General features: G+C 35.0%; 18 protein-coding genes. 11 read left to right on the top strand and 7 right to left on the bottom strand.

Annotated elements, in window-relative coordinates; genetic code table 11:
- Positions 1 to 35: 35 nt before the first annotated feature.
- The gene (locus tag NSS74_RS27155; RefSeq protein WP_002010236.1) at positions 36 to 260 is read right to left on the bottom strand and encodes a DUF1128 domain-containing protein; all 225 of its coding nucleotides are present in this window, start codon (positions 258 to 260) and stop codon (positions 36 to 38) included.
- Between the two features lie 177 nt (positions 261 to 437).
- Between NSS74_RS27155 and NSS74_RS27150 the strand changes: the two genes are divergently transcribed.
- From NSS74_RS27150 to NSS74_RS27140, 3 genes are read left to right on the top strand one after another with little or no spacing between them, the layout of a single operon-like run.
- Complete coding sequence (locus NSS74_RS27150) at positions 438 to 902, top strand: low molecular weight protein-tyrosine-phosphatase (protein ID WP_002140258.1); 465 nt, start codon at positions 438 to 440, stop codon at positions 900 to 902.
- Positions 903 to 955: 53 nt separating this feature from the next.
- Positions 956 to 1,471 (top strand): DUF4075 domain-containing protein, encoded by a 516-nt coding sequence (locus tag NSS74_RS27145; RefSeq protein WP_002063654.1) that lies wholly within the window; start codon positions 956 to 958, stop codon positions 1,469 to 1,471.
- A gap of 5 nt (positions 1,472 to 1,476) precedes the next feature.
- The gene (locus tag NSS74_RS27140; protein ID WP_340814697.1) at positions 1,477 to 2,346 is read left to right on the top strand and encodes a YihY/virulence factor BrkB family protein; all 870 of its coding nucleotides are present in this window, start codon (positions 1,477 to 1,479) and stop codon (positions 2,344 to 2,346) included.
- 182 nt (positions 2,347 to 2,528) lie between these two features.
- On the opposite strand, the gene NSS74_RS27135 is transcribed toward NSS74_RS27140, so the two are convergent.
- Positions 2,529 to 4,454: a heavy metal translocating P-type ATPase gene (locus tag NSS74_RS27135; RefSeq protein ID WP_098636254.1), complete on the bottom strand. Its 1,926-nt coding sequence runs from the start codon at positions 4,452 to 4,454 to the stop codon at positions 2,529 to 2,531.
- Between the two features lie 426 nt (positions 4,455 to 4,880).
- Between NSS74_RS27135 and NSS74_RS27130 the strand changes: the two genes are divergently transcribed.
- From NSS74_RS27130 to lepB, 3 genes are all read left to right on the top strand, one after another.
- Entirely contained in the window at positions 4,881 to 5,831 is a 951-nt protein-coding gene (locus NSS74_RS27130; protein WP_002125011.1) for a DMT family transporter, read from the top strand.
- Positions 5,832 to 5,954: 123 nt separating this feature from the next.
- Complete coding sequence (locus tag NSS74_RS27125; protein ID WP_002029577.1) at positions 5,955 to 6,635, top strand: lysoplasmalogenase; 681 nt, start codon at positions 5,955 to 5,957, stop codon at positions 6,633 to 6,635.
- 287 nt (positions 6,636 to 6,922) lie between these two features.
- On the top strand, positions 6,923 to 7,459 hold the full coding sequence (gene lepB, locus NSS74_RS27120) for a signal peptidase I (protein WP_002010249.1): 537 nt from the start codon (positions 6,923 to 6,925) through the stop codon (positions 7,457 to 7,459).
- Positions 7,460 to 7,502: 43 nt separating this feature from the next.
- Here lepB and NSS74_RS27115 read toward each other — a convergent pair whose 3' ends face one another.
- Positions 7,503 to 10,286 carry a tetratricopeptide repeat protein gene (locus tag NSS74_RS27115; RefSeq protein WP_340814696.1) on the bottom strand — a complete coding sequence of 928 codons (2,784 nt, stop codon included), beginning with the start codon at positions 10,284 to 10,286 and terminating at the stop codon, positions 7,503 to 7,505.
- Positions 10,287 to 10,762: 476 nt separating this feature from the next.
- On the opposite strand from NSS74_RS27115, the gene NSS74_RS27110 reads away from it, so the two are divergent.
- On the top strand, positions 10,763 to 11,356 hold the full coding sequence (locus NSS74_RS27110) for a DedA family protein (protein WP_002140266.1): 594 nt from the start codon (positions 10,763 to 10,765) through the stop codon (positions 11,354 to 11,356).
- A gap of 14 nt (positions 11,357 to 11,370) precedes the next feature.
- Here the strand turns inward: NSS74_RS27110 and NSS74_RS27105 are convergent, their stop codons facing one another.
- The 3 genes from NSS74_RS27105 to NSS74_RS27095 form a co-directional block, all read right to left on the bottom strand.
- A complete protein-coding gene (locus NSS74_RS27105; protein ID WP_002140267.1) occupies positions 11,371 to 11,799 on the bottom strand; it encodes an EamA family transporter in 429 nt (142 codons plus the stop codon).
- 107 nt (positions 11,800 to 11,906) lie between these two features.
- A complete protein-coding gene (locus NSS74_RS27100) occupies positions 11,907 to 12,053 on the bottom strand; it encodes a BH0509 family protein (RefSeq protein ID WP_000817786.1) in 147 nt (48 codons plus the stop codon).
- A gap of 156 nt (positions 12,054 to 12,209) precedes the next feature.
- Complete coding sequence (locus NSS74_RS27095) at positions 12,210 to 12,626, bottom strand: pyridoxamine 5'-phosphate oxidase family protein (protein WP_002140268.1); 417 nt, start codon at positions 12,624 to 12,626, stop codon at positions 12,210 to 12,212.
- Positions 12,627 to 12,805: 179 nt separating this feature from the next.
- Between NSS74_RS27095 and cax the strand changes: the two genes are divergently transcribed.
- Positions 12,806 to 13,861, top strand: coding sequence for a calcium/proton exchanger (cax, locus tag NSS74_RS27090; RefSeq protein WP_002140269.1), 1,056 nt, complete (start codon positions 12,806 to 12,808; stop codon positions 13,859 to 13,861).
- 81 nt (positions 13,862 to 13,942) lie between these two features.
- Positions 13,943 to 14,740 carry a YfkD famly protein gene (locus NSS74_RS27085; protein ID WP_002125017.1) on the top strand — a complete coding sequence of 266 codons (798 nt, stop codon included), beginning with the start codon at positions 13,943 to 13,945 and terminating at the stop codon, positions 14,738 to 14,740.
- Between the two features lie 192 nt (positions 14,741 to 14,932).
- Here NSS74_RS27085 and yfkAB read toward each other — a convergent pair whose 3' ends face one another.
- Positions 14,933 to 16,060, bottom strand: coding sequence for a radical SAM/CxCxxxxC motif protein YfkAB (gene yfkAB, locus NSS74_RS27080; RefSeq protein WP_002125019.1), 1,128 nt, complete (start codon positions 16,058 to 16,060; stop codon positions 14,933 to 14,935).
- A 213-nt stretch (positions 16,061 to 16,273) separates the two neighbouring features.
- On the opposite strand from yfkAB, the gene NSS74_RS27075 reads away from it, so the two are divergent.
- Positions 16,274 to 16,456: an SE1561 family protein gene (locus tag NSS74_RS27075; protein WP_002010264.1), complete on the top strand. Its 183-nt coding sequence runs from the start codon at positions 16,274 to 16,276 to the stop codon at positions 16,454 to 16,456.
- Positions 16,457 to 16,662: 206 nt separating this feature from the next.
- Positions 16,663 to 18,186: a class I fumarate hydratase gene (gene fumA, locus NSS74_RS27070; RefSeq protein ID WP_085963289.1), complete on the top strand. Its 1,524-nt coding sequence runs from the start codon at positions 16,663 to 16,665 to the stop codon at positions 18,184 to 18,186.
- The last annotated feature ends 70 nt before the right edge of the window (positions 18,187 to 18,256 follow it).

Below are 18,256 nucleotides of genomic sequence, written 5' to 3'. Positions count from 1 at the left end.
AAATTAAAAGAGCCTCGAATACGTGAGGCTCTTTGTCATTTTTTAATTAATGTACCTAATTCCTCAGTAATAGCTTGCATTTCACTAATACTGAATGTTTCACGTTTCATAACGTGCTCATAAATGTCACGTAAGTCCTCGTACATTTCTTCGTTAAAACTAGCAGCTCTCATTGCTCCAGCATTAACCATGCGTAATTTTTCTTTAATAGCTTCTACCATATATTCAACGTTTGCTTCTGATTTTACGGATAAATCCACCGAAGTGTCCCCCTTTAAAATAACATAAGGTTATCTTAACATTTTTTTATCATTTTCGTTAATGAAACTTTTCAATCCTATTAAATTAGTAGGGATTTCCTTTATAATTAATAATTGGTTGTTTATACTATATAAGTATATAGTAAGAAATGCACCAAGAAGGGAAGAAACAAAAATATGGTCCGAGTATTGTTTGTTTGTCTTGGGAACATTTGTCGTTCTCCAATGGCAGAAGCAATTTTTCGGGATCTTGTCGTAAAAGAGGGACTCGAAGAGAAAATTGTCATTGATTCTGCAGGAACTGGAGATTGGCATATTGGTCATCCGCCACATAAAGGAACAAAAAAAATTTTAAAAGAAAATGAAGTCTCTTTTGAAGGAATTAAAGCACGGCAAGTAGAAAAAGAAGACTTAACAAAGTTTGATTATATTATTGCCATGGACAACAAGAATATAGCGGATTTAAAAAGTTTTGGTAAAACTGAAGGCTATATTGGTAGACTGTCCGATTTTGTTCCAGACGGTGGCTGGACAGACGTTCCTGACCCTTACTTTACAGGGAACTTCCAAGAAGTGTATGACCTTGTAACAGAAGGGTGTGCAAAGCTAGTAGCTTTCATTCGAAATGAACAAGGAATATGAGGAAGCTTAGAAAGTAATACTTTCTAATATAAGAAATGAAAGGGTGAAGGAATATGGCAAAGAAAAATAATATTGCTCGAAACATTGCGATTGGTGTAGCTGCAGGTGTAGCTGTATCTATGTTAAAGAAAGAAAACCGTGAAAAAGTAAAAAACACGGCAGAAAAAGCAAAAACAAAGATGATTGAAATTGGTGAAAATTCGAAGATAAAAGAAAAAGTGCAAACTGTTACAGATAAAGGACGCGAACTTGCTGATTTCAATGTAGTAAAAGCGAAAGTAGCAGAAATCAAAAAATTGACGCCGTCTGTTGTAGAAACGTTAAAAGAAACGAAAGAAATTTTTAGTAAGAAAAAAATCGTGCCAGTAGAAAAGCCGGAAACGATTGAAATTCAAGCTGTATCTCCAAAGGTAGATGAGCTTAAAGCAGAAGAAGAGCCAGTAGTAGCTGAAGATGGTGGTATGAAAGAAGCGCGTGAATTATTTATGAAGGACTCAAATGCAGAGGAAAAAAAAACTGAAGCATACATTGAGCTAAAGCAAAATAAAGAAGAGAAGAAAAGCGTCTAAAAAATATGAGGAAATTTCTAGAAAAAGCAAAAAGAAATCGCACTTTTTCGTTTGGGAAAGATTTATATGACCGGACGATGCGCGATGATGTAGCGGGCTTAGCAGCACAGCTCGCTTATTTCTTCTTGCTTGCGATTTTCCCTGGGCTTGTTTTCTTAATTACGCTTCTTGGCTTTATTGACCTTCAAACAGAAAGTGTGCTCAATTTATTAGAACCGTACGTACCAGAAGATGCGATGAACTTAATTGAAGTAAACGTAGATAAAGTTGTAAACGAACAAAATGGTGGTTTATTATCATTCGGTTTACTATCGATGTTATGGTTTGCTTCAAACGGGGTGAATGCGGTTATGAACGCTTTTAACCGCGCTTATGATGTAACAGAAACCCGTTCCTTTATTAAAACAAGAGCTTTATCTATCGTGTTCACGTTAGCGATAATTTTTATGATTGTGTTTGCACTAATCGTCCCAGTATTTGGACAAGTGATTGGGGCAGCCGTGTTTAAAGCAATTGGTTTATCGGATAGTTTTTCTTATGTTTGGAGTATTACGCGTTTAGTAGCAAGTTTCTTTGTCTTAATCGCTTTGCTTAGCTTTTTATATACATTTGCGCCTGATCGGAAATTAAAGCGAAGAGAAGTCATATCGGGAGCAATATTTGCTACTGTAGGATGGATTGTGGTATCGTACTCATTTGCCTATTATGTAGATAAATTTGCAAATTACGCTAATACATATGGTGGTCTCGGTGGTATCATTATTTTAATGTTATGGTTTTACTTAACTGCGTGGGTAATTTTACTTGGCGGTGAAATTAATGGTTTACTCCATCATTATAGAACGGGTGACAATAATTCCCGTAATGAAAAATGAGCTCTTGTTCCATAATAAAAGGGAACAGGGGGGATATTTCATGAGTAATAATAAAAAGAACCACAATAATAAAAGTAATAATAAACAAAAGAGCAGTTCGCATCCAAAGCATAAAACGAGCAGTAGTGCGAACGGTCACAATAGCTACCATTAAAAAAAACGGGTCCTTTATCAGGGACCCGTTACTTATTTCCTTTTAATAATCGTAAGCCATTCAAGATTACAAGAATGGTACTTCCTTCATGTCCAATAACACCGAATGGAAGAGCTAAAAACTGCAAGAAATTAGAACAAATCAGCATTGCAATGACAGCTAAAGAGAAGATAACGTTTTGCTTCACAATACGGTTCATTCGTTTTGATAAACGGATTGCTTGAGAGAGACGAGATAATTCGTTTTTCATAAGAACAACGTCTGCAGTCTCTAATGCTACGTCTGTTCCTTCACCCATTGCAACACCAATACTAGAAGTAGCGAGTGCAGGTGCATCGTTTATACCATCTCCAACCATGGCGACTATGCCGTACTTTTCTTTTAACTGCTTTATCGTTTCAACTTTTGTTTCCGGTAAACATGATGCGTAATATTCTTTTATATTACTTTCATTGGCAATTGCTTTTGCTGTTTCTTCATTATCACCAGTAATCATGATTGCTTCGACACCAATGCTTTGCAAATCACGAATAGCCGCTATCGTTTCTTGGCGAAGGGTATCTTTTAAAGCGATCAGTCCAAGAATACCATCCTCATCACTAATATAAACGACAGTTTTCCCCTCTTTTTCAAGTGAAGCAGAAATGCCATTATGAAATGTCTTTGTTTCTTCTCCAATAAAATCAGCTTTACCAATTTTATAAGATTTGTTTTCTAATATTCCTTTTAATCCAAAACCAGTTACATCTTCAACGTTTTCTGGTTTTTTTATCGTAATGTCGTAAGCATGTTTTGCATATTTAACAATCGCTTCTGCTAAAGGATGTGTAGAGTGACTTTCAATCGCTGCTGTAATAGAAAGTACTTCACTTTCTGCTATGCCTTCTCGAACATATACATCTGTTACAGTAGGTTTTCCTTGTGTTAATGTTCCTGTTTTATCAAAGGCAATCGCCTTTACTGAAGCTAGACGTTCTAAATGAATACCACCTTTAAAGAGAATACCGTTTCTCGCTCCGTTTGAAATTGCTGATAAAGTTGCCGGTGTAATGGCTGCAACTAGCGCACAAGGAGAAGCGACTACAAGTAAGATCATCGCGCGATAAAACGTTTCATTCCAACTCCAATCAAGTAAGAAATGAGGAACAAACATCATAAGAGCAACAACAAGTAGTACACCTTTTACGTATGTTCCTTCAAATTTTTCGATGAATAGTTGTGATGGGGATTTTTCGCTTTGTGCACTTTGAACGAGACGAATAATCTTTTGGAATAATGTTTGATCGCTCGGCTTCGTAATTTTAACTTCAATAGCACCACGTAAATTTACAGTGCCGGCAAATACTTCATCGCCGAATTTTTTCTCATTCGGAATGGGTTCTCCTGTAATAGCAGCTTCATCAATATTTGTTTCACCAGTATGAATTGTGCCATCAGCAGGAACTCGCTCACCTGGCTTAATTAAAATAATATCGTTAATTTGTAATTGTTCAACTGGAACACGTTCCGGAGTTCCGTTTGAAATACGTAATGCTTCTTCAGGTTGTAGATCAAGAAGCGCTGAAATTTCTTTTTGGCTTTTACTTAATGTATAAGATTCCATTGCTCCGCTTAATGCAAAGATGAAGATTAAAATAGCACCCTCTGCCCAGTAACCAATAACTGCGGCACCGATAGCTGCAAAAATCATGAGCATTTCAACATTTAGCTCTTTCTCTTCAATTGTGTCTTCAATACCTTCTTTCGCTTTTGCAAATCCTCCAATTACATAAGCAAGGATATATAAAGTAATACCTGCACTTATTACATCATTTTTTGTGAATAACCAACCAGCTAAAATAAAAATACCAGATGCGATTGCAAATATAAGTTCATAATGTTTCTTTAATGTATCCCATAAAGAGGGATTAGAAATATCTTTTTGTGCTTGTAATGTTTTTACTTCTGCGTTCATTAATACTCGCTCCTTCCGAATTCTTATTGAGAAAAAGAATCAAAATCGAAACCCCTATAAAACGACGAAAGCTGCCATCCATAATGGATAGCAGCATTTCTGTTGAATCTGATTTTAATAGTTATTATGTTGTAATTATTCTATAGTATAGCATATGTTTTTCTTAGATGATATGTTTTTGTTTTAGTATAAAGTGAAACTTTAATTAGTGGTGGTTTTGTTCATCCCACGCTGATTATTAGCCCTCGCCAATCGGGATTTTACGGGCAACAGGGCTCCCACCTAACTTCTTTGCCCCAGCCGAATTTGGAGGTGGGAGTTTTACTGCCCGGCGAATAGCGGGATAAACTGAAAACTTGTGTTTTCGCATTTCCTTTGGTATATATGAATATTGTTCATAAAAAGGTCGGAAAGGAAGACATCAAGTTGAAGACAGAGAAATTTTTTACCCATCCGATTGGCGTGTTTATTGCTGCAATAGTAGCAACATTTTTATGGGGAAGCGCATTTCCCTTTATTAAATTAAGCTATGCTGAACTTGGAATTCAGCCACAAGAAGTCGGGGAACAAATATTATTTGCTGGCTATCGCTTTTTCTTATCTGGTGTAATGCTCTTATTATTTTTTAAAGCGTTAGGAAAAGATATGAAGTTCAAAAAAGGAACAGGAAAGCAGTTAGTTCAAATTGGCTTGTTTCAAACTTTTCTTCAATATATATGTTTTTATATTGGAATGAGTTATAGCTCAGGAATTGAAGGAGCGATTATTTCAGGAACATCATCATTCTTTCAAATTTTACTCGCACACTTTTTATATAAAGATGATGCTCTAAATAGGCGAAAAGTAATTGGAGTAGCTATCGGTTTTTGCGGTGTGATTTTAGTGAATGTACCGAGTGATGGAAGTTTATCATTTCATTTTGGAATAGGTAGCTTATTACTTCTTGGGGCAGCCATGATGTATTCGTATGGAAACATATTAGCGAAAGAAGGTAGTAAAACATTAGATATTGGGTATATGACAGCATATCAGATGATTTTCGGATCAATTGGGTTGCTATGTATAGGTGCATTTCAAGTTGGAATGATGCCATTCACATTTAATCTACATGCAATACTTATGCTCATATATTTATCGTTCTTATCAGCAGCTGGATTCTGTATATGGAATACAATTATGAAGTATAACAAAGTAGGGAAAGTCTCGATGTATATGTTCTTTATACCAGTGTTTGGTGTGCTACTATCAAGTCTAATTTTAGGGGAAGCAATCCATTCCTTTGTACTATTTGGTTTAGCATGTGTCGCAGCGGGAATTATTGTAGTAAATCGTAACCCGGTTAAAAAGAAAGTTGAGCAAGAAAAACAAGTAGCATAGAGAACAGAAAAACGATTAAAATGGAAGAACAGTATTGTTCTTCTTTTTTTACATAGAAAAAGGAGAACGTGATATATGTAACGAAAAAAGATAGAATAAAGCATTTATTGAGGAGAACATATTATGAATGTACTTTACATTGTGTTAGTCGGGCAAATTATTCTTTTTTTAATGGGAGCAATTTATGCAATAGGACAGACGAAGAGAACGAGAAATAATATGCCGTTACCTTTAGCAGTTCGTCTTATTCTTAGTTTTTCTTTAACAGGAAGTGCAATTTGGATATGGTTACAAGATCCATCGGCTGAGTACAGTACGTGGGTTGCACTCGGTATGACTTTATCAACTGTAGGGGATTTATTTATGGCAGGATTAATTCCAATTGGTCATCGATTAATTGGAGGAATGGTTACTTTCGCTCTTGCACATTGTTTCTATGTGAAAGCATTTTTACAAACAGGTATTTCATGGAATGGTTTTTGGATCGGTTTATTCGTATACGGACTCTTTCTAATTATAGGGTGGTTTTTCTTTATTCGAAATGAAAAACAAGACAAACTTTTTACAATAGGCGCTCTAATTTACGGTTTGTGGGTTGGAGGAATGGCATGTTTTGCATTCGCCTTATATTACGAGAATATAGGAATATGGTGGATACCAGCACTTGGTGGTTTACTGTTTGTGATTTCTGATTTTATTATCGGCGTGACAGATATCGGAGGGCGCAAACTGAAGTATGAACCGCTTTGGATTTGGTTTACATATGTCGCAGCGCAGATGTGTATTGTATATGTAGGATTATAAAAAGATACTCTCAAAAATAGTTGATAGACTATTTTGAGAGTATCTTTTTTATTGCTATGCTATTATATTTGTTTGTTTAATTTGTGCAGTATCTTATACTTTCTAAGCATAAATTTCATAGGAAAAGTCCTGTTTGATAGATGAAAAACATAGTATATAAAAATAGTGAATTTATAGGGATTGTTATTTTTATATTTGTAATATTCTAATGTTATAATTCAGAATTTTGTGGAAATTAACCAGTCGGAGTACTTATAATAAAAATAAAAAGATGATGAGATGGTGGAATGATGCAAAAGAAAAAACGTTTGCGTGAATTCTTTGAAATAATTGCAATTGCATGTTTATTAGTGTTTTTGGCAAAAATCTTTTTGTTTTTCCCTACGACTGTAAAAGGAGCATCGATGAGGCCGACGTTACAAGATGGAGATAAAGTAATTATTAATAAACTTGCAAAGAGATTTGAAAGTTATGAGAGAGAGGATATTATTGTCGTGAAGACAGATAATTTCTATGTGAAGAGAGTTATTGGATTACCAGGAGATGTAATTGAGATGAAGAATGATCAATTATATGTTAATCATCAAGTGAAAAATGAAGAGTATTTAAAGAATAATAAAAAACAGGCAGAAAAATTACTTATCAATTTAACTGAAGATTTTGGACCGATTACAATTCCTAAAAATAAAATTTTTGTGATGGGAGATAATCGTTTAGTTAGTAGGGATAGTAGGAACGGCTTAGGGCTCATTGATAGAACAGAAGTATTAGGAAAGTTCATGGCGATATATTATCCATTTGAACATGTGAAAATTGTAGATTAAAAATAAGAAAAACCAAGCGAATTAGTTGCTTGGTTTTTCTTATTTAAACAGTTGGTGTTTTATTTATTGTTTCTTGTGAAGCAATATGTTCATTATTTTGGTCGATATTTAACATGAATTTTCGTTGTAACAATTGCAATTTAAAGAGTGTTAAAGGATCATGATAAGTTTCTGGGTTTGTTCTTAGCTTTGTTAATGTTTGCTCATCTTCTTGTATTTCAAGTTGGGCCGCTTCTACGGTTTGTTTCAATATGCTAAGAGGGTCTTTAAAGAACATCATGATATCCCGTTCTAGCGCACCTTCAAATACTTCAAATTGAAGGAAGAATTGTTTTGAAATCATCTGAGCAACTTCTGTATAATCTTCTGTTTCAATATATTGTTTATATTTATTTGATAGCATAGATTGATTTTTTTGCATATTACCGAATAATTTCCCTGCACTCTTTAAGAAAAATTGTGTCGGTGTAAAGCGTAATAAAATATTGATGTTAGCTACTGTAATTCTATTCGTCATTCTTGCAACATCTCTATCCCAGTCATCTAGTAATTTGAAATCACAAGGAAGTTTAATACGCTCTTCCTCATAGAGCTTATTAAAGGTATCGCTCATTTCATCTAAATAAGCCTGAGCTTGAATGAATTCATTATGAGCAGTTTCAATCCATTCTTGAATAGACCCAGTAAATTTAGGAAGAAGCACTTGCTGTACATGTTTTTGAATTCTTTCATTCATTGCTACATTTAGTTCTTCATGGACCAGTTTGAAATCACTATCTTCTTGAACGAGGTCAGAGCAACTCTGCAACAATTCAGGAATTTGAGAATGTATATCCTGCGTAATCTCTTCTTTCGTTAAGAGATAAGATTCTGTAATAGAACGAATTTTATCTTTTTGAATGGCAGTAAGATTATTAATAAAACCATCAAGTTTTACTAAAATATGTTTATTCCAGCGAACGGATTTCACTAACGTATTTTCTAATTCCACACGTTCATTTACAAGGTATGCAATTGTTTTTTGGATAAACCATAATAATTTTTCAATGCGTTCTTTTTCCATGTTACGCTGAGTAAGGTTAGAAAGAATAGAGTCTGTTACATTACCTAGCTGTTCACTACTCTCTTGTGAAGGAGAGTAAGGGAAAAAGTGTGCTTCTGGGAAATGTATGAGTATTTTCTTTTTAATGCTGTTCGTGATATTTTCACTAGTATTCGTATCAATTGTTTGTAAGACGAATTTAATTTGTAAATTTGGTACTTGCTCACGAATATATAATAATGTATCGAGCTCTTCATCATGTAATGGTGAAGCTGAATTTAGGACATAGATGAGACTATCTGCTGCCTGTAAGTATTCAAAGTGAGAGCTGTTTTTGTCAAGTTGTCCATGCACAGTAGGTGTGACAAGGAATGAAAACTTATTTTTTCGTAAAAATCTACTTGGTAATTTAACTTCAATACATTTTCTTTCTAGTTTTGACTGAGAAGGTACGGCTAGTATGTTATGAAGTTCGTCAAAGTTTGGTATATTTCGTATATCTAGTTCTGTAAGCTCAGTTATTTCAGTTTGACTATCATCTTTAAATGTAATTGAAGTTGTTATAGCCTCATTTAATATATTTTCTCCTAGTATAGAGTTAATAAAGGCTGATTTATCATAATCGCTAGCTCCTGCTACTAGAAGTTGTGTAACAGTTAAATCGTATAACTCACGAACAAGTAGTGTGAATTGATGACCTAAATCTACATCATTCTTCTCAGCCCATACAGCAATCGTTTCAAATAATGCTGATACGTCTGCCATATCAACATTTGCATGAGCTGATGCATTTGAAAGTAAGGCACCTGCGCTTTTTACGAGTAATGATTCTAGAGTTGTCGGTGAAACTTCATTCCATGCTAATACTGCTGCGGAGACAAGTAAAGAATCTTCCGCTCTCATTAAACTAAACCAATTTGTTAATAAATCTGGTACAAGTCCTTGTAATTCGTGCATGAAATGTTGTCCAGTAATCAATTCGAAGTACGTCTCTTGATAGCGAGTAGAAATTTCATTCCAATCGTCATGAGCATCTACTTCAACATGTAAGAATAGGTGATTTATTGTTTGAATCCAAGGGAGATGGAATGATTCATTTTCATAGCTGTTCCAAAGTGAGATAACAAGCTCTTTAAATTGAACTTGATCAATTGTATATAAGGCTTTTAAAGATTCATAGAAATACTCAGGTTTAATTTTTTTAGTAAAGCCTCTGTTCACATAATTGATTAAAGTATCGAACCAGTGTAATGATTTTGTTCGAATTCCTTCTTGAACAGCGAGTTCAATAGCATTATTCCAATCTTCTTGTTTTTCATAGAACGATCGAGCGATTGCAGTAATATTTGGATAGTCTGGTTGAAATGCAACAGCCTCGCTAATCGTCTTAAATGCTAGTCCTAAACGATTTTGCTCTATATAAAGGGAAAGAAGTTGTAGGGAAACTTCCATTGTAAGAGTTGTATCTTCTGTTTGGATAGATGTATAAATTTCTTCTGCTTTTGGCAAGAAATCTAATTCGAAATAAGCATCTGCAATATTCTTCATAGCCCAGAGAGCAAGTTCATTATTTACTTTCTCCCATTTGAATATAGCGGCTTCAAAGTCGTTAGTTTGAAAATAAACTTCACCTTGTGCAAAGCGAATATTAGATATATTGGAGAATTCATTTTTTGATTCATTTATATATGCTTCACCGAGTACTTCCGCTACCGGAATGGAAGAGTCTTCTGTTAAAAATGTTTTATAGTAAATCTTTTGGATAAATTGTTTTTCAATGGTCATGTTCGTTCCCCCTGTATAATTTAGAAAAATGATGTTGTATGTAAAAGGGTGCATGTTACTCTAATAGGTAGAAGTTGCATTATATAGACCAAACTATGTTTTTGCTAGATATATCATTTTTCTTGAGAGTTAAACCGTTGCAAAAAGTAACTTCCCTTTATTGTAACAAAAAAATAAGCCTATGAATTTTTATTTTTTTATCTCGCTATTTATAGGAAGTAAGACTCCTACTCCAAAATTGAGCGAATGCAAGGAAGTTAAGTGGGGGCCCTGCTGCCCGTAAAATCCCGATTGGTTCAGGCTAATAATCAGTGGGGATGGATAAAAAACCACTGATTAAATCTCTATTTAAGGAATGGAATAGAAGTAGAGTTCATTATAAAAACAATGTATAGTGAATATGTATACCATGTTTGTCTTAAAGATAGAATGGGCACAATATGGGATAACGATCGTGTATAGGATGTGTCTTCCGAATGGAACAACATATTGGCGAGTTAATCGCACATTATGGATATTTTGGAATTATTATAGCTTTAGCTGGCGGGATTGTTGGATTACCTATACCGGATGAGTTTTTATTGACTTTTATTGGATATAACATTTCAAAAGGAGTTATGTCAGGAACAGCTGCTTTTTTAAGTGGAATGGCAGGTGCAATGCTTGGCATTACATTAAGTTACATATTAGGTTTAAAACTTGGGCTCCCTGTTTTAAAAAAATATGGTCCGAAAGTTAGAATTAAGGAAAATCATATTGAAAAAACACATATTTTATTTGAAAAATACGGTCCATTTCTTTTAATGATTGGCTACTTTATACCGGGAGTACGTCATTTAACAGCATATTTTGCTGGAGTTTCAAATTTAACATTGTGGCGATTTTGTTTGTATGCTTACGGTGGTGCACTAATTTGGATAAGTGTTTTTATTGGCTTAGGTTGGAAACTGGGAGAGAAGTGGCGCTTTGTTGAATATAGTTTACATCATTATGGAATATGGATTTTATTAGTTTCGGCAATTGTAATATTGATTGTGTGGATTTACATAAGGAAAAGAAAAAACCGCTAATAATAGCGGTTTTTTTAGCTGAAAGCGATAAATACTACACCAGCTGTAATAAAGACTACACCAATACCGGTCATAAAGTTTAACTTTTCACCTAATATAATCATCGCGAGAATAATGGAAAATACTACACTTAATTTATCGATAGGTGCTACTTGTGAAACTTTTCCTGTTTTTAACGCAAGAAAATAAAATAGCCATGACGAAGCACCAGCGATTCCACTTAATGTGATAAATAGCAGTGCTTTTTTATTTAGGAGGACATCACCGATATTTTGAAATTTGCCTTGTATAATAATAACTCCTACCATAAATAATGCCATAATAATAGAGCGAACCGTTGTTGCGACGTTGGCATCGATTCCATCTAAGCCAATCTTTCCGAAAATAGATACGAGGGCAGCAGCAATTGCTGATAATAGTGCGAATAATAGCCATGAACTCATAGTGAAACTCCTCCAATCTTACATTATTATACATGAAAATCATTCTCATGTATAAAAACGAAATAAACCCCCGCCCTATATTTTTAATAAGGTGGGGGTTTATTATACTACTCTGCTATTTCTTCATATAAAAAGTACGTTACATTATAAATATGCTCTACTTCATCATCCGTCATAAATAATAATTCGTCACGTTCAATCCCTTTTTTCTTTTCAATAAACTCAATCATGTTTTTTCGTTCTTCTCTTTTCATCAATTTTAATTTCTCCCCTCAATCTGTTTTAATACAGTTTATTTAAGTTACTGCTATTATATAACAGAATCTTTAGAAAGTTCCACCTATTTTATTGTTTTTTTCAGAAGAACCTTTCGACAAAACAAGCCCACCTAAGGGGGGCTTGTTTTTATTTTATAGTCGTAAAAACTCGGGCTCGGTCGTACCAGCACTATCGATGTAATAAATTGTATCGGGATTGATTTTTATTAGTACGTAATTAGGGTCTTCCGCACCGAGTAACCAGCGTTTTAAGCTATTAGTCCAAAATTTGTTTTTTAATGTTTGATCTTCTTCGATGGAAGCTATGCCTTCAACTTCAATGTAATCCTCATCTAATTTCTTTCCTTCACGTCCAAGTAGTACATGTACATTGGGGTTTTTTTCAATATCTGTTATCTTTTTTGAATTTCGATCTGTTGCAACATATAGTACAAAATCTTCGTGGAAAAACATCATAAAGGCGCTATGTGGCTTATCGTTACGTACAGTAGATAATACACCAGTGCGTTGACCTTGAATAATAGTTGCGATTTTTTCTTTTAAGTGCATATTTTTAGCCTCTTTTCATAATTCATAATTTTTTCTGTCTGGACAAGATAATTTAAATATCTTTCATACTGTTTTCTTCAATCCGATTTTTTAAACGTAATTGTGATGAAATCGGACAAGTTAGGAGATGAATAATAATAATATCGAGGAGAAATACATACGATGGAAGGATGAAAAGCATGTTTAATAAAATATTTCTCATAGTAGCGCTTATAGGTGTACCACTTTCTGTAATCGGAAAAACACTTCATTGGCCACAAACTATTATGTTTGCTGTATACTGCATTACTATTATTGCATTAGCTGGTTTTATGGGGAGGGCGACAGAAAGTTTAGCAATTGTTTCTGGGCCTCGGATAGGTGGTTTATTAAATGCAACTTTCGGTAATGCCGTGGAACTTATCATTTCAATTTTTGCACTCCAGGCAGGATTAACAGAAGTTGTTTTAGCTTCCTTAACTGGTTCTGTACTTGGAAACTTATTACTGGTAGGAGGGTTATCCTTCTTTATAGGTGGCCTTAAGTATAAAAGACAAAGTTTCAATGTTTATGATGCAAGACATAATTCAGCTTTATTAATATTTGCTGTTGTCGTAGCCTTTGTTATTCCAGAGATTTTTTCAATGAAGATGGATGCTGGAAAGACGTATCAATTAAGTATTGGTGTTTCTATTATCATGATCATTATGTATCTTGCTGCATTGCTATTTAAGTTAGTTACGCACCGTGGTGTATATCAACATAAAAGTGATGAAGTAGCGCATGAGGAAGAGCCAGAGTGGTCCAAAGCTAAAGCGCTACTCATTTTAGCGATAGCAACACTTGCAGTTGCTTATGTGTCAGAGGCACTCGTACATACTTTTGAAACGGTTGCAAAGTCATTTGGCTGGTCAGAGTTATTTATAGGGGTTATTATCGTTGCGATTGTTGGTAATGCAGCAGAACATGCATCTGCAATTATTATGGCGTATAAAAACAAAGTGAATATCGCCGTTGAAATTGCAGTAGGTTCTACATTACAAATCGCCATGTTTGTTGCTCCTGTTTTAGTACTTCTTTCGATGTTTTTTGCACAAAAGATGCCGTTAGTATTTACAATACCAGAGCTTGTTTCCATGATTACAGCTGTTTTCTTAACTATTGCTATTTCAAATGATGGGGATACAAACTGGTTTGAAGGAGGCACTTTATTAGCTGCGTATGTCATTATGGGAATTGGTTTTTATTTATTATGAAAAATAGGGATAACAATGCTTCAGAGGGAAAACACTAAATACAGTAATTTATATACCTTTACATAGGAAGGAGCCAGACAGGTGAAACGAGTATACAGCATATGTCTTTCAACCATGGTCTCGTTTATTTTATTATTTCCTAACAGTAGTTTTGCAAAGACAACGGTAGAAGTAAAAATGCCTTCATCTGTTTTAAATATTTCAAAGGATAATACATTTCCAAATGATGCACAAGATTTACCGCGTTTACAGCCAAGTAAGTTTGCGCAAGAACTATTGAAAACAGCAAATATCAAAATTGAAAACCCAGATTTAATTCGAATGTTTAATGAAACGACAATTTCGAATGCACCGCTTGCAGTAGGGTACCGAGCGAAAATTTATTTAGGGCAATGGGCATTAAATTATGAGTCAATAGACACATCGATTAATTGGGAATATAAGCAAGTAAATCGAAATGTATATGATAATCGTGGAGGGGATCGCTTATACCCACTTCGCTATAAGCAAGAAACCCAAAAGACAATCGAAGGTGATTTAACAGCAGATATGAAAGACACTACAGATGTGAAAAAAATGATGCTTCTAAAAGCGCTTGAAAAAGTACAATTGCCACTTTCATTTAAAACAACCATTGGTTATGGTACCGGACATGAGCGTGTTTATAATATTAGTCCAAGTCAACTTGGATATTTATATGCGTATACACCAGCAGTAAATGAAAAAGGAAAAGTAACATTTGGAGAAGTCTACCTTGTGTTAAAAGGGAATCAAAAAAAGCTTGTCGTGAAAAATATTACATCACAAGGAATCGGAGCCGCTATTCCAATTCATGATCATTTATTTTTTAAATTTGTTTCTTCATCGCATGCACAATGAAATAAAAAACGTCAGCCTATAAGCTGACGTTTTTTATTTATCCCGCTATTTGCGGGCAGTAAAACTCCCACCTCAAAATTCGGCTGGAGCAAAGAAGTTAGGTGGGAGGCCCTGCTGCCCGTAAACTCCCGATTGGTGTGGGCTAATAATCAGTGGGGGATGAACAAAACCCCCACTGATTAAAGTTTCACTTTATAACATAATGTTTGATGTTTTTGATAAGAAATCTTCTTTTGGATAGTAGCTATTTTTTACAAGAACATTTGGTCCAAGGCATTTCACGGCAGGACAATGGCAACTTAATGATTTTGCTGTTTTTGAGTCACACCATTTGTCGTAAGCTTCTTGTAGTGTATTTGTTTGTACATTACCTAGAAGCGGGACATCACCGAAGTCGGTCACGATAATATTTCCATCAAAAATATTTACATTCAAACGAGAACGACCATCTGGATCATTGCGGACAGTTACATTTTTACTTTCATGTAATTTCTTTAGTGTAGCTAAATCGTGTTCATTATCACTACATGCATAGAAAGGTAATGTTCCGAATAACATCCACACATTTTCATCACGGATCTCTAATAAATGTTCAACTGCATTTCGAATTTCTTCTTTTGTTAAAATTTCAAGTGTGCTAGCGAAGTCACTCGGATACATCGGGTGAACTTCATGACGTTTACAGCCCATTTCTTCAACGATTTGACGGTGAATATGTTCAATATGTGGTAGAGTTCGTTTGTTTAACATAGTTTCGGCTGATACGAGTACACCTGCCTCTGATAGGGCTTTACTATTTGTAATCATTCTTTCAAATAATTTAGCGCGCTGTTCATAAGTAGGCTTACGCTCCATCATTGCAAATCCGCCTTCAACGAAGTCATCGATTGTTCCCCAGTTATGTGAAATGTGCAATACATCTAAGTAGGGAATAATTTGTTCGTAACGTGCTAAATCTATAGTTAAGTTTGAGTTAATTTGAGTGCGAACGCCTCGTTCATGGGCGTATTTTAAGAGCGGTGTTACATAGTTGTCGACGGATTTTTTTGAAAGCATAGGTTCTCCGCCTGTAATACTTAAAGAACGTAAATGAGGAATCTCATCTAATCGTTTTAATAAAAGCTCCATCGGAAGCGGGTTTGGATCTTTCGGCTGTAATGTGTAACCAACAGCGCAATGCTCGCAACGCATATTGCATAACGTCGTCGTTGTAAACTCAACGTTTGTTAATAGTAGTTTGCCGTACTCTTCAAGGTCCATATACGCTTCCCATGGATCGTAAGAAGGAGTAATCGGCTTCATTATTTGTGATATCGTCATATGAAATACTCCTTTGACTATTGAAATAACAATTTGTCCATTCTCTATAATAGAAGAATATGTGCTTTTTATAAAGTGAAACTTTTTTGTGAAAAAAGAGAGAGGGCTTACATTATAATGAATTACTGTGACGAAATTGATGAAATTACATGCCCATAGCAATCATTTTTGCGGTATAATAAAAGCAACTCGAATTAAAAGGAGAGTGCCTTCATGGGAAAAGCAATTCAAGGTAAAGATTCACAACTAGTATATTTGAAAGAACGTTTAAATATGTTCATTGAAGTAATTGATACGATTGAACCAGAAGAGGTAGAATTAGAGGATGTAGATCGTCTTCTTGCAATGTTAGATGAATTAGAACTGAAATGTGAGCAATTTAAAAAAGACGAATAATATATTAAAAAGGCTGCCACTACAAAATTGGCAGCCTTTTTCTGTACGGATAATAGAAGGAATATAGAAAAAAAGGTATAATCAAGTTGTGAAAAATTTCATTTAACCTTTAATGGCGTGAAATAAATAAACAGCTGAAGAGTATAACAATGGAATTTTCATTTCATAACGTTTTGGTAGCGTTCACAATTGAGGGGGAAGTAACAATGGAAAAGCTTCAAGAAAGCATGTATCAACTAATTGTTGAAACGTCAACGAACTTACCGAAAGATGTTCGTCGCGCGATTCAACAAGCGAAAGAACGAGAAAATGCAGGAACTCGTTCGGCGATGGCACTTGGCACAATTACGAATAACATTAAAATGGCAGATGATAATATCTCGCCAATTTGCCAAGATACAGGGATGCCAACGTTTAAAATTTATACACCAGTTGGTGTGAATCAATTAAAACTGAAGGAAGCTATCTATAGTGCGCTTGAGCGGGCGACAAAAGATGGTAAACTTCGTCCAAACTCTGTTGATTCTCTTTTTGGAGACAATAGCGGAAACAATTTAGGACCAGGTACACCTGTTATTAAGTTTGAACAATGGGAAAAAGATTACATTGATGCACGTTTAATTTTAAAGGGCGGCGGTTGTGAGAATAAAAATATTCAATATAGCCTGCCTTGTGAAATAGAAGGACTTGGACGAGCTGGGCGTGATTTAGAAGGAATTCGTAAATGCCTTCTTCATGCAGTATATCAAGCGCAAGGTCAAGGGTGTAGCGCAGGAGTAATCGGCGTCGGTATCGGGGGAGACCGCACATCAGGTTACGAATTAGCAAAAAATCAATTATTCCGTACATTAGATGATGTAAATCCAGTTCCAGAATTACACAAACTTGAAGAGTACGTGTTAGAGAATGCGAATAAGCTTGGCATTGGTACGATGGGATTTGGCGGAGAAACAACTTTATTAGGTTGCAAAGTTGGAGTATATAATCGTTTGCCAGCGAGCTTCTACGTATCTGTTGCGTATAATTGTTGGGCATATCGTCGTCTTGGTGTAACAATTCATCCTGAAACAGGTGAAATTATGGATTGGTTGTACCAGGAAGGTGAAGATACACTTCAGCAAGATGCTGCGCAAGAGCAAGCAGAGCAGCGTGAAATCGTATTACAAGCTCCAATTACAGAAGAGCAAATTCGTGAACTTCGTGTTGGTGATGTTGTTACAATTAACGGCATGATGTATACAGGACGTGATGCGATTCATAAACATTTAATGGATAACGATTGTCCAGTAGATTTAAAGGGACAAATTATTTATCATTGTGGTCCAGTTGTAGTGAAAGATGAAAATGATAATTGGCAAATTAAAGCGGCAGGTCCAACGACAAGTATTCGTGAAGAGCCATATCAAGGCGATATTATGAAAAAGTTCGGTATTCGTGCTGTAATTGGTAAAGGTGGTATGGGTGCTAAAACATTAGCAGCTTTAGAAGAACACGGTGGTGTGTACTTAAATGCAATTGGTGGTGCAGCGCAATATTATGCTGAATGTATTAAAGAAGTGAAAGATGTTGATTTCTTACAATTCGGTATCCCAGAGGCAATGTGGCATTTACGTATCGATGGTTTTAAAGCAGTTGTAACGATGGATTCTCATGGTAAAAGTCTACATGCTGATGTTGATAAAACATCACTTGAAAAATTGGCGAGCTTTAAAGAACCTGTATTTAAGTAAAGAGAAGTGCATCTCGAATTATTCGAGGTGCATTTTTTTGGTATATATAGAAAAACATGTTCAGCATGAA

Source organism: Bacillus sp. FSL E2-8868 (assembly GCF_038005505.1).
GTDB lineage: Bacteria > Bacillota > Bacilli > Bacillales > Bacillaceae_G > Bacillus_A > Bacillus_A mycoides.
This window is presented reverse-complemented; position numbering and strand designations above follow the sequence as displayed.

Excerpts from the sequence above, each read along its gene's own strand:
- NSS74_RS27100 (WP_000817786.1), bottom strand. The coding sequence starts at position 12,053 with ATGAAAAGAGAAGAACGAAAAAACATGATTGAGTTTATTGAAAAGAAA.
- NSS74_RS27110 (WP_002140266.1), top strand. The coding sequence starts at position 10,763 with ATGGAACAACATATTGGCGAGTTAATCGCACATTATGGATATTTTGGA.
- NSS74_RS27140 (WP_340814697.1), top strand. The coding sequence starts at position 1,477 with ATGAGGAAATTTCTAGAAAAAGCAAAAAGAAATCGCACTTTTTCGTTT.
- NSS74_RS27145 (WP_002063654.1), top strand. The coding sequence starts at position 956 with ATGGCAAAGAAAAATAATATTGCTCGAAACATTGCGATTGGTGTAGCT.
- yfkAB (WP_002125019.1), bottom strand. The coding sequence starts at position 16,060 with ATGACGATATCACAAATAATGAAGCCGATTACTCCTTCTTACGATCCA.
- lepB (WP_002010249.1), top strand. The coding sequence starts at position 6,923 with ATGATGCAAAAGAAAAAACGTTTGCGTGAATTCTTTGAAATAATTGCA.
- NSS74_RS27095 (WP_002140268.1), bottom strand. The coding sequence starts at position 12,626 with ATGCACTTAAAAGAAAAAATCGCAACTATTATTCAAGGTCAACGCACT.
- NSS74_RS27135 (WP_098636254.1), bottom strand. The coding sequence starts at position 4,454 with ATGAACGCAGAAGTAAAAACATTACAAGCACAAAAAGATATTTCTAAT.
- cax (WP_002140269.1), top strand. The coding sequence starts at position 12,806 with ATGTTTAATAAAATATTTCTCATAGTAGCGCTTATAGGTGTACCACTT.
- NSS74_RS27115 (WP_340814696.1), bottom strand. The coding sequence starts at position 10,286 with ATGACCATTGAAAAACAATTTATCCAAAAGATTTACTATAAAACATTT.
- NSS74_RS27075 (WP_002010264.1), top strand. The coding sequence starts at position 16,274 with ATGGGAAAAGCAATTCAAGGTAAAGATTCACAACTAGTATATTTGAAA.
- NSS74_RS27125 (WP_002029577.1), top strand. The coding sequence starts at position 5,955 with ATGAATGTACTTTACATTGTGTTAGTCGGGCAAATTATTCTTTTTTTA.
- NSS74_RS27105 (WP_002140267.1), bottom strand. The coding sequence starts at position 11,799 with ATGAGTTCATGGCTATTATTCGCACTATTATCAGCAATTGCTGCTGCC.
- NSS74_RS27150 (WP_002140258.1), top strand. The coding sequence starts at position 438 with ATGGTCCGAGTATTGTTTGTTTGTCTTGGGAACATTTGTCGTTCTCCA.
- fumA (WP_085963289.1), top strand. The coding sequence starts at position 16,663 with ATGGAAAAGCTTCAAGAAAGCATGTATCAACTAATTGTTGAAACGTCA.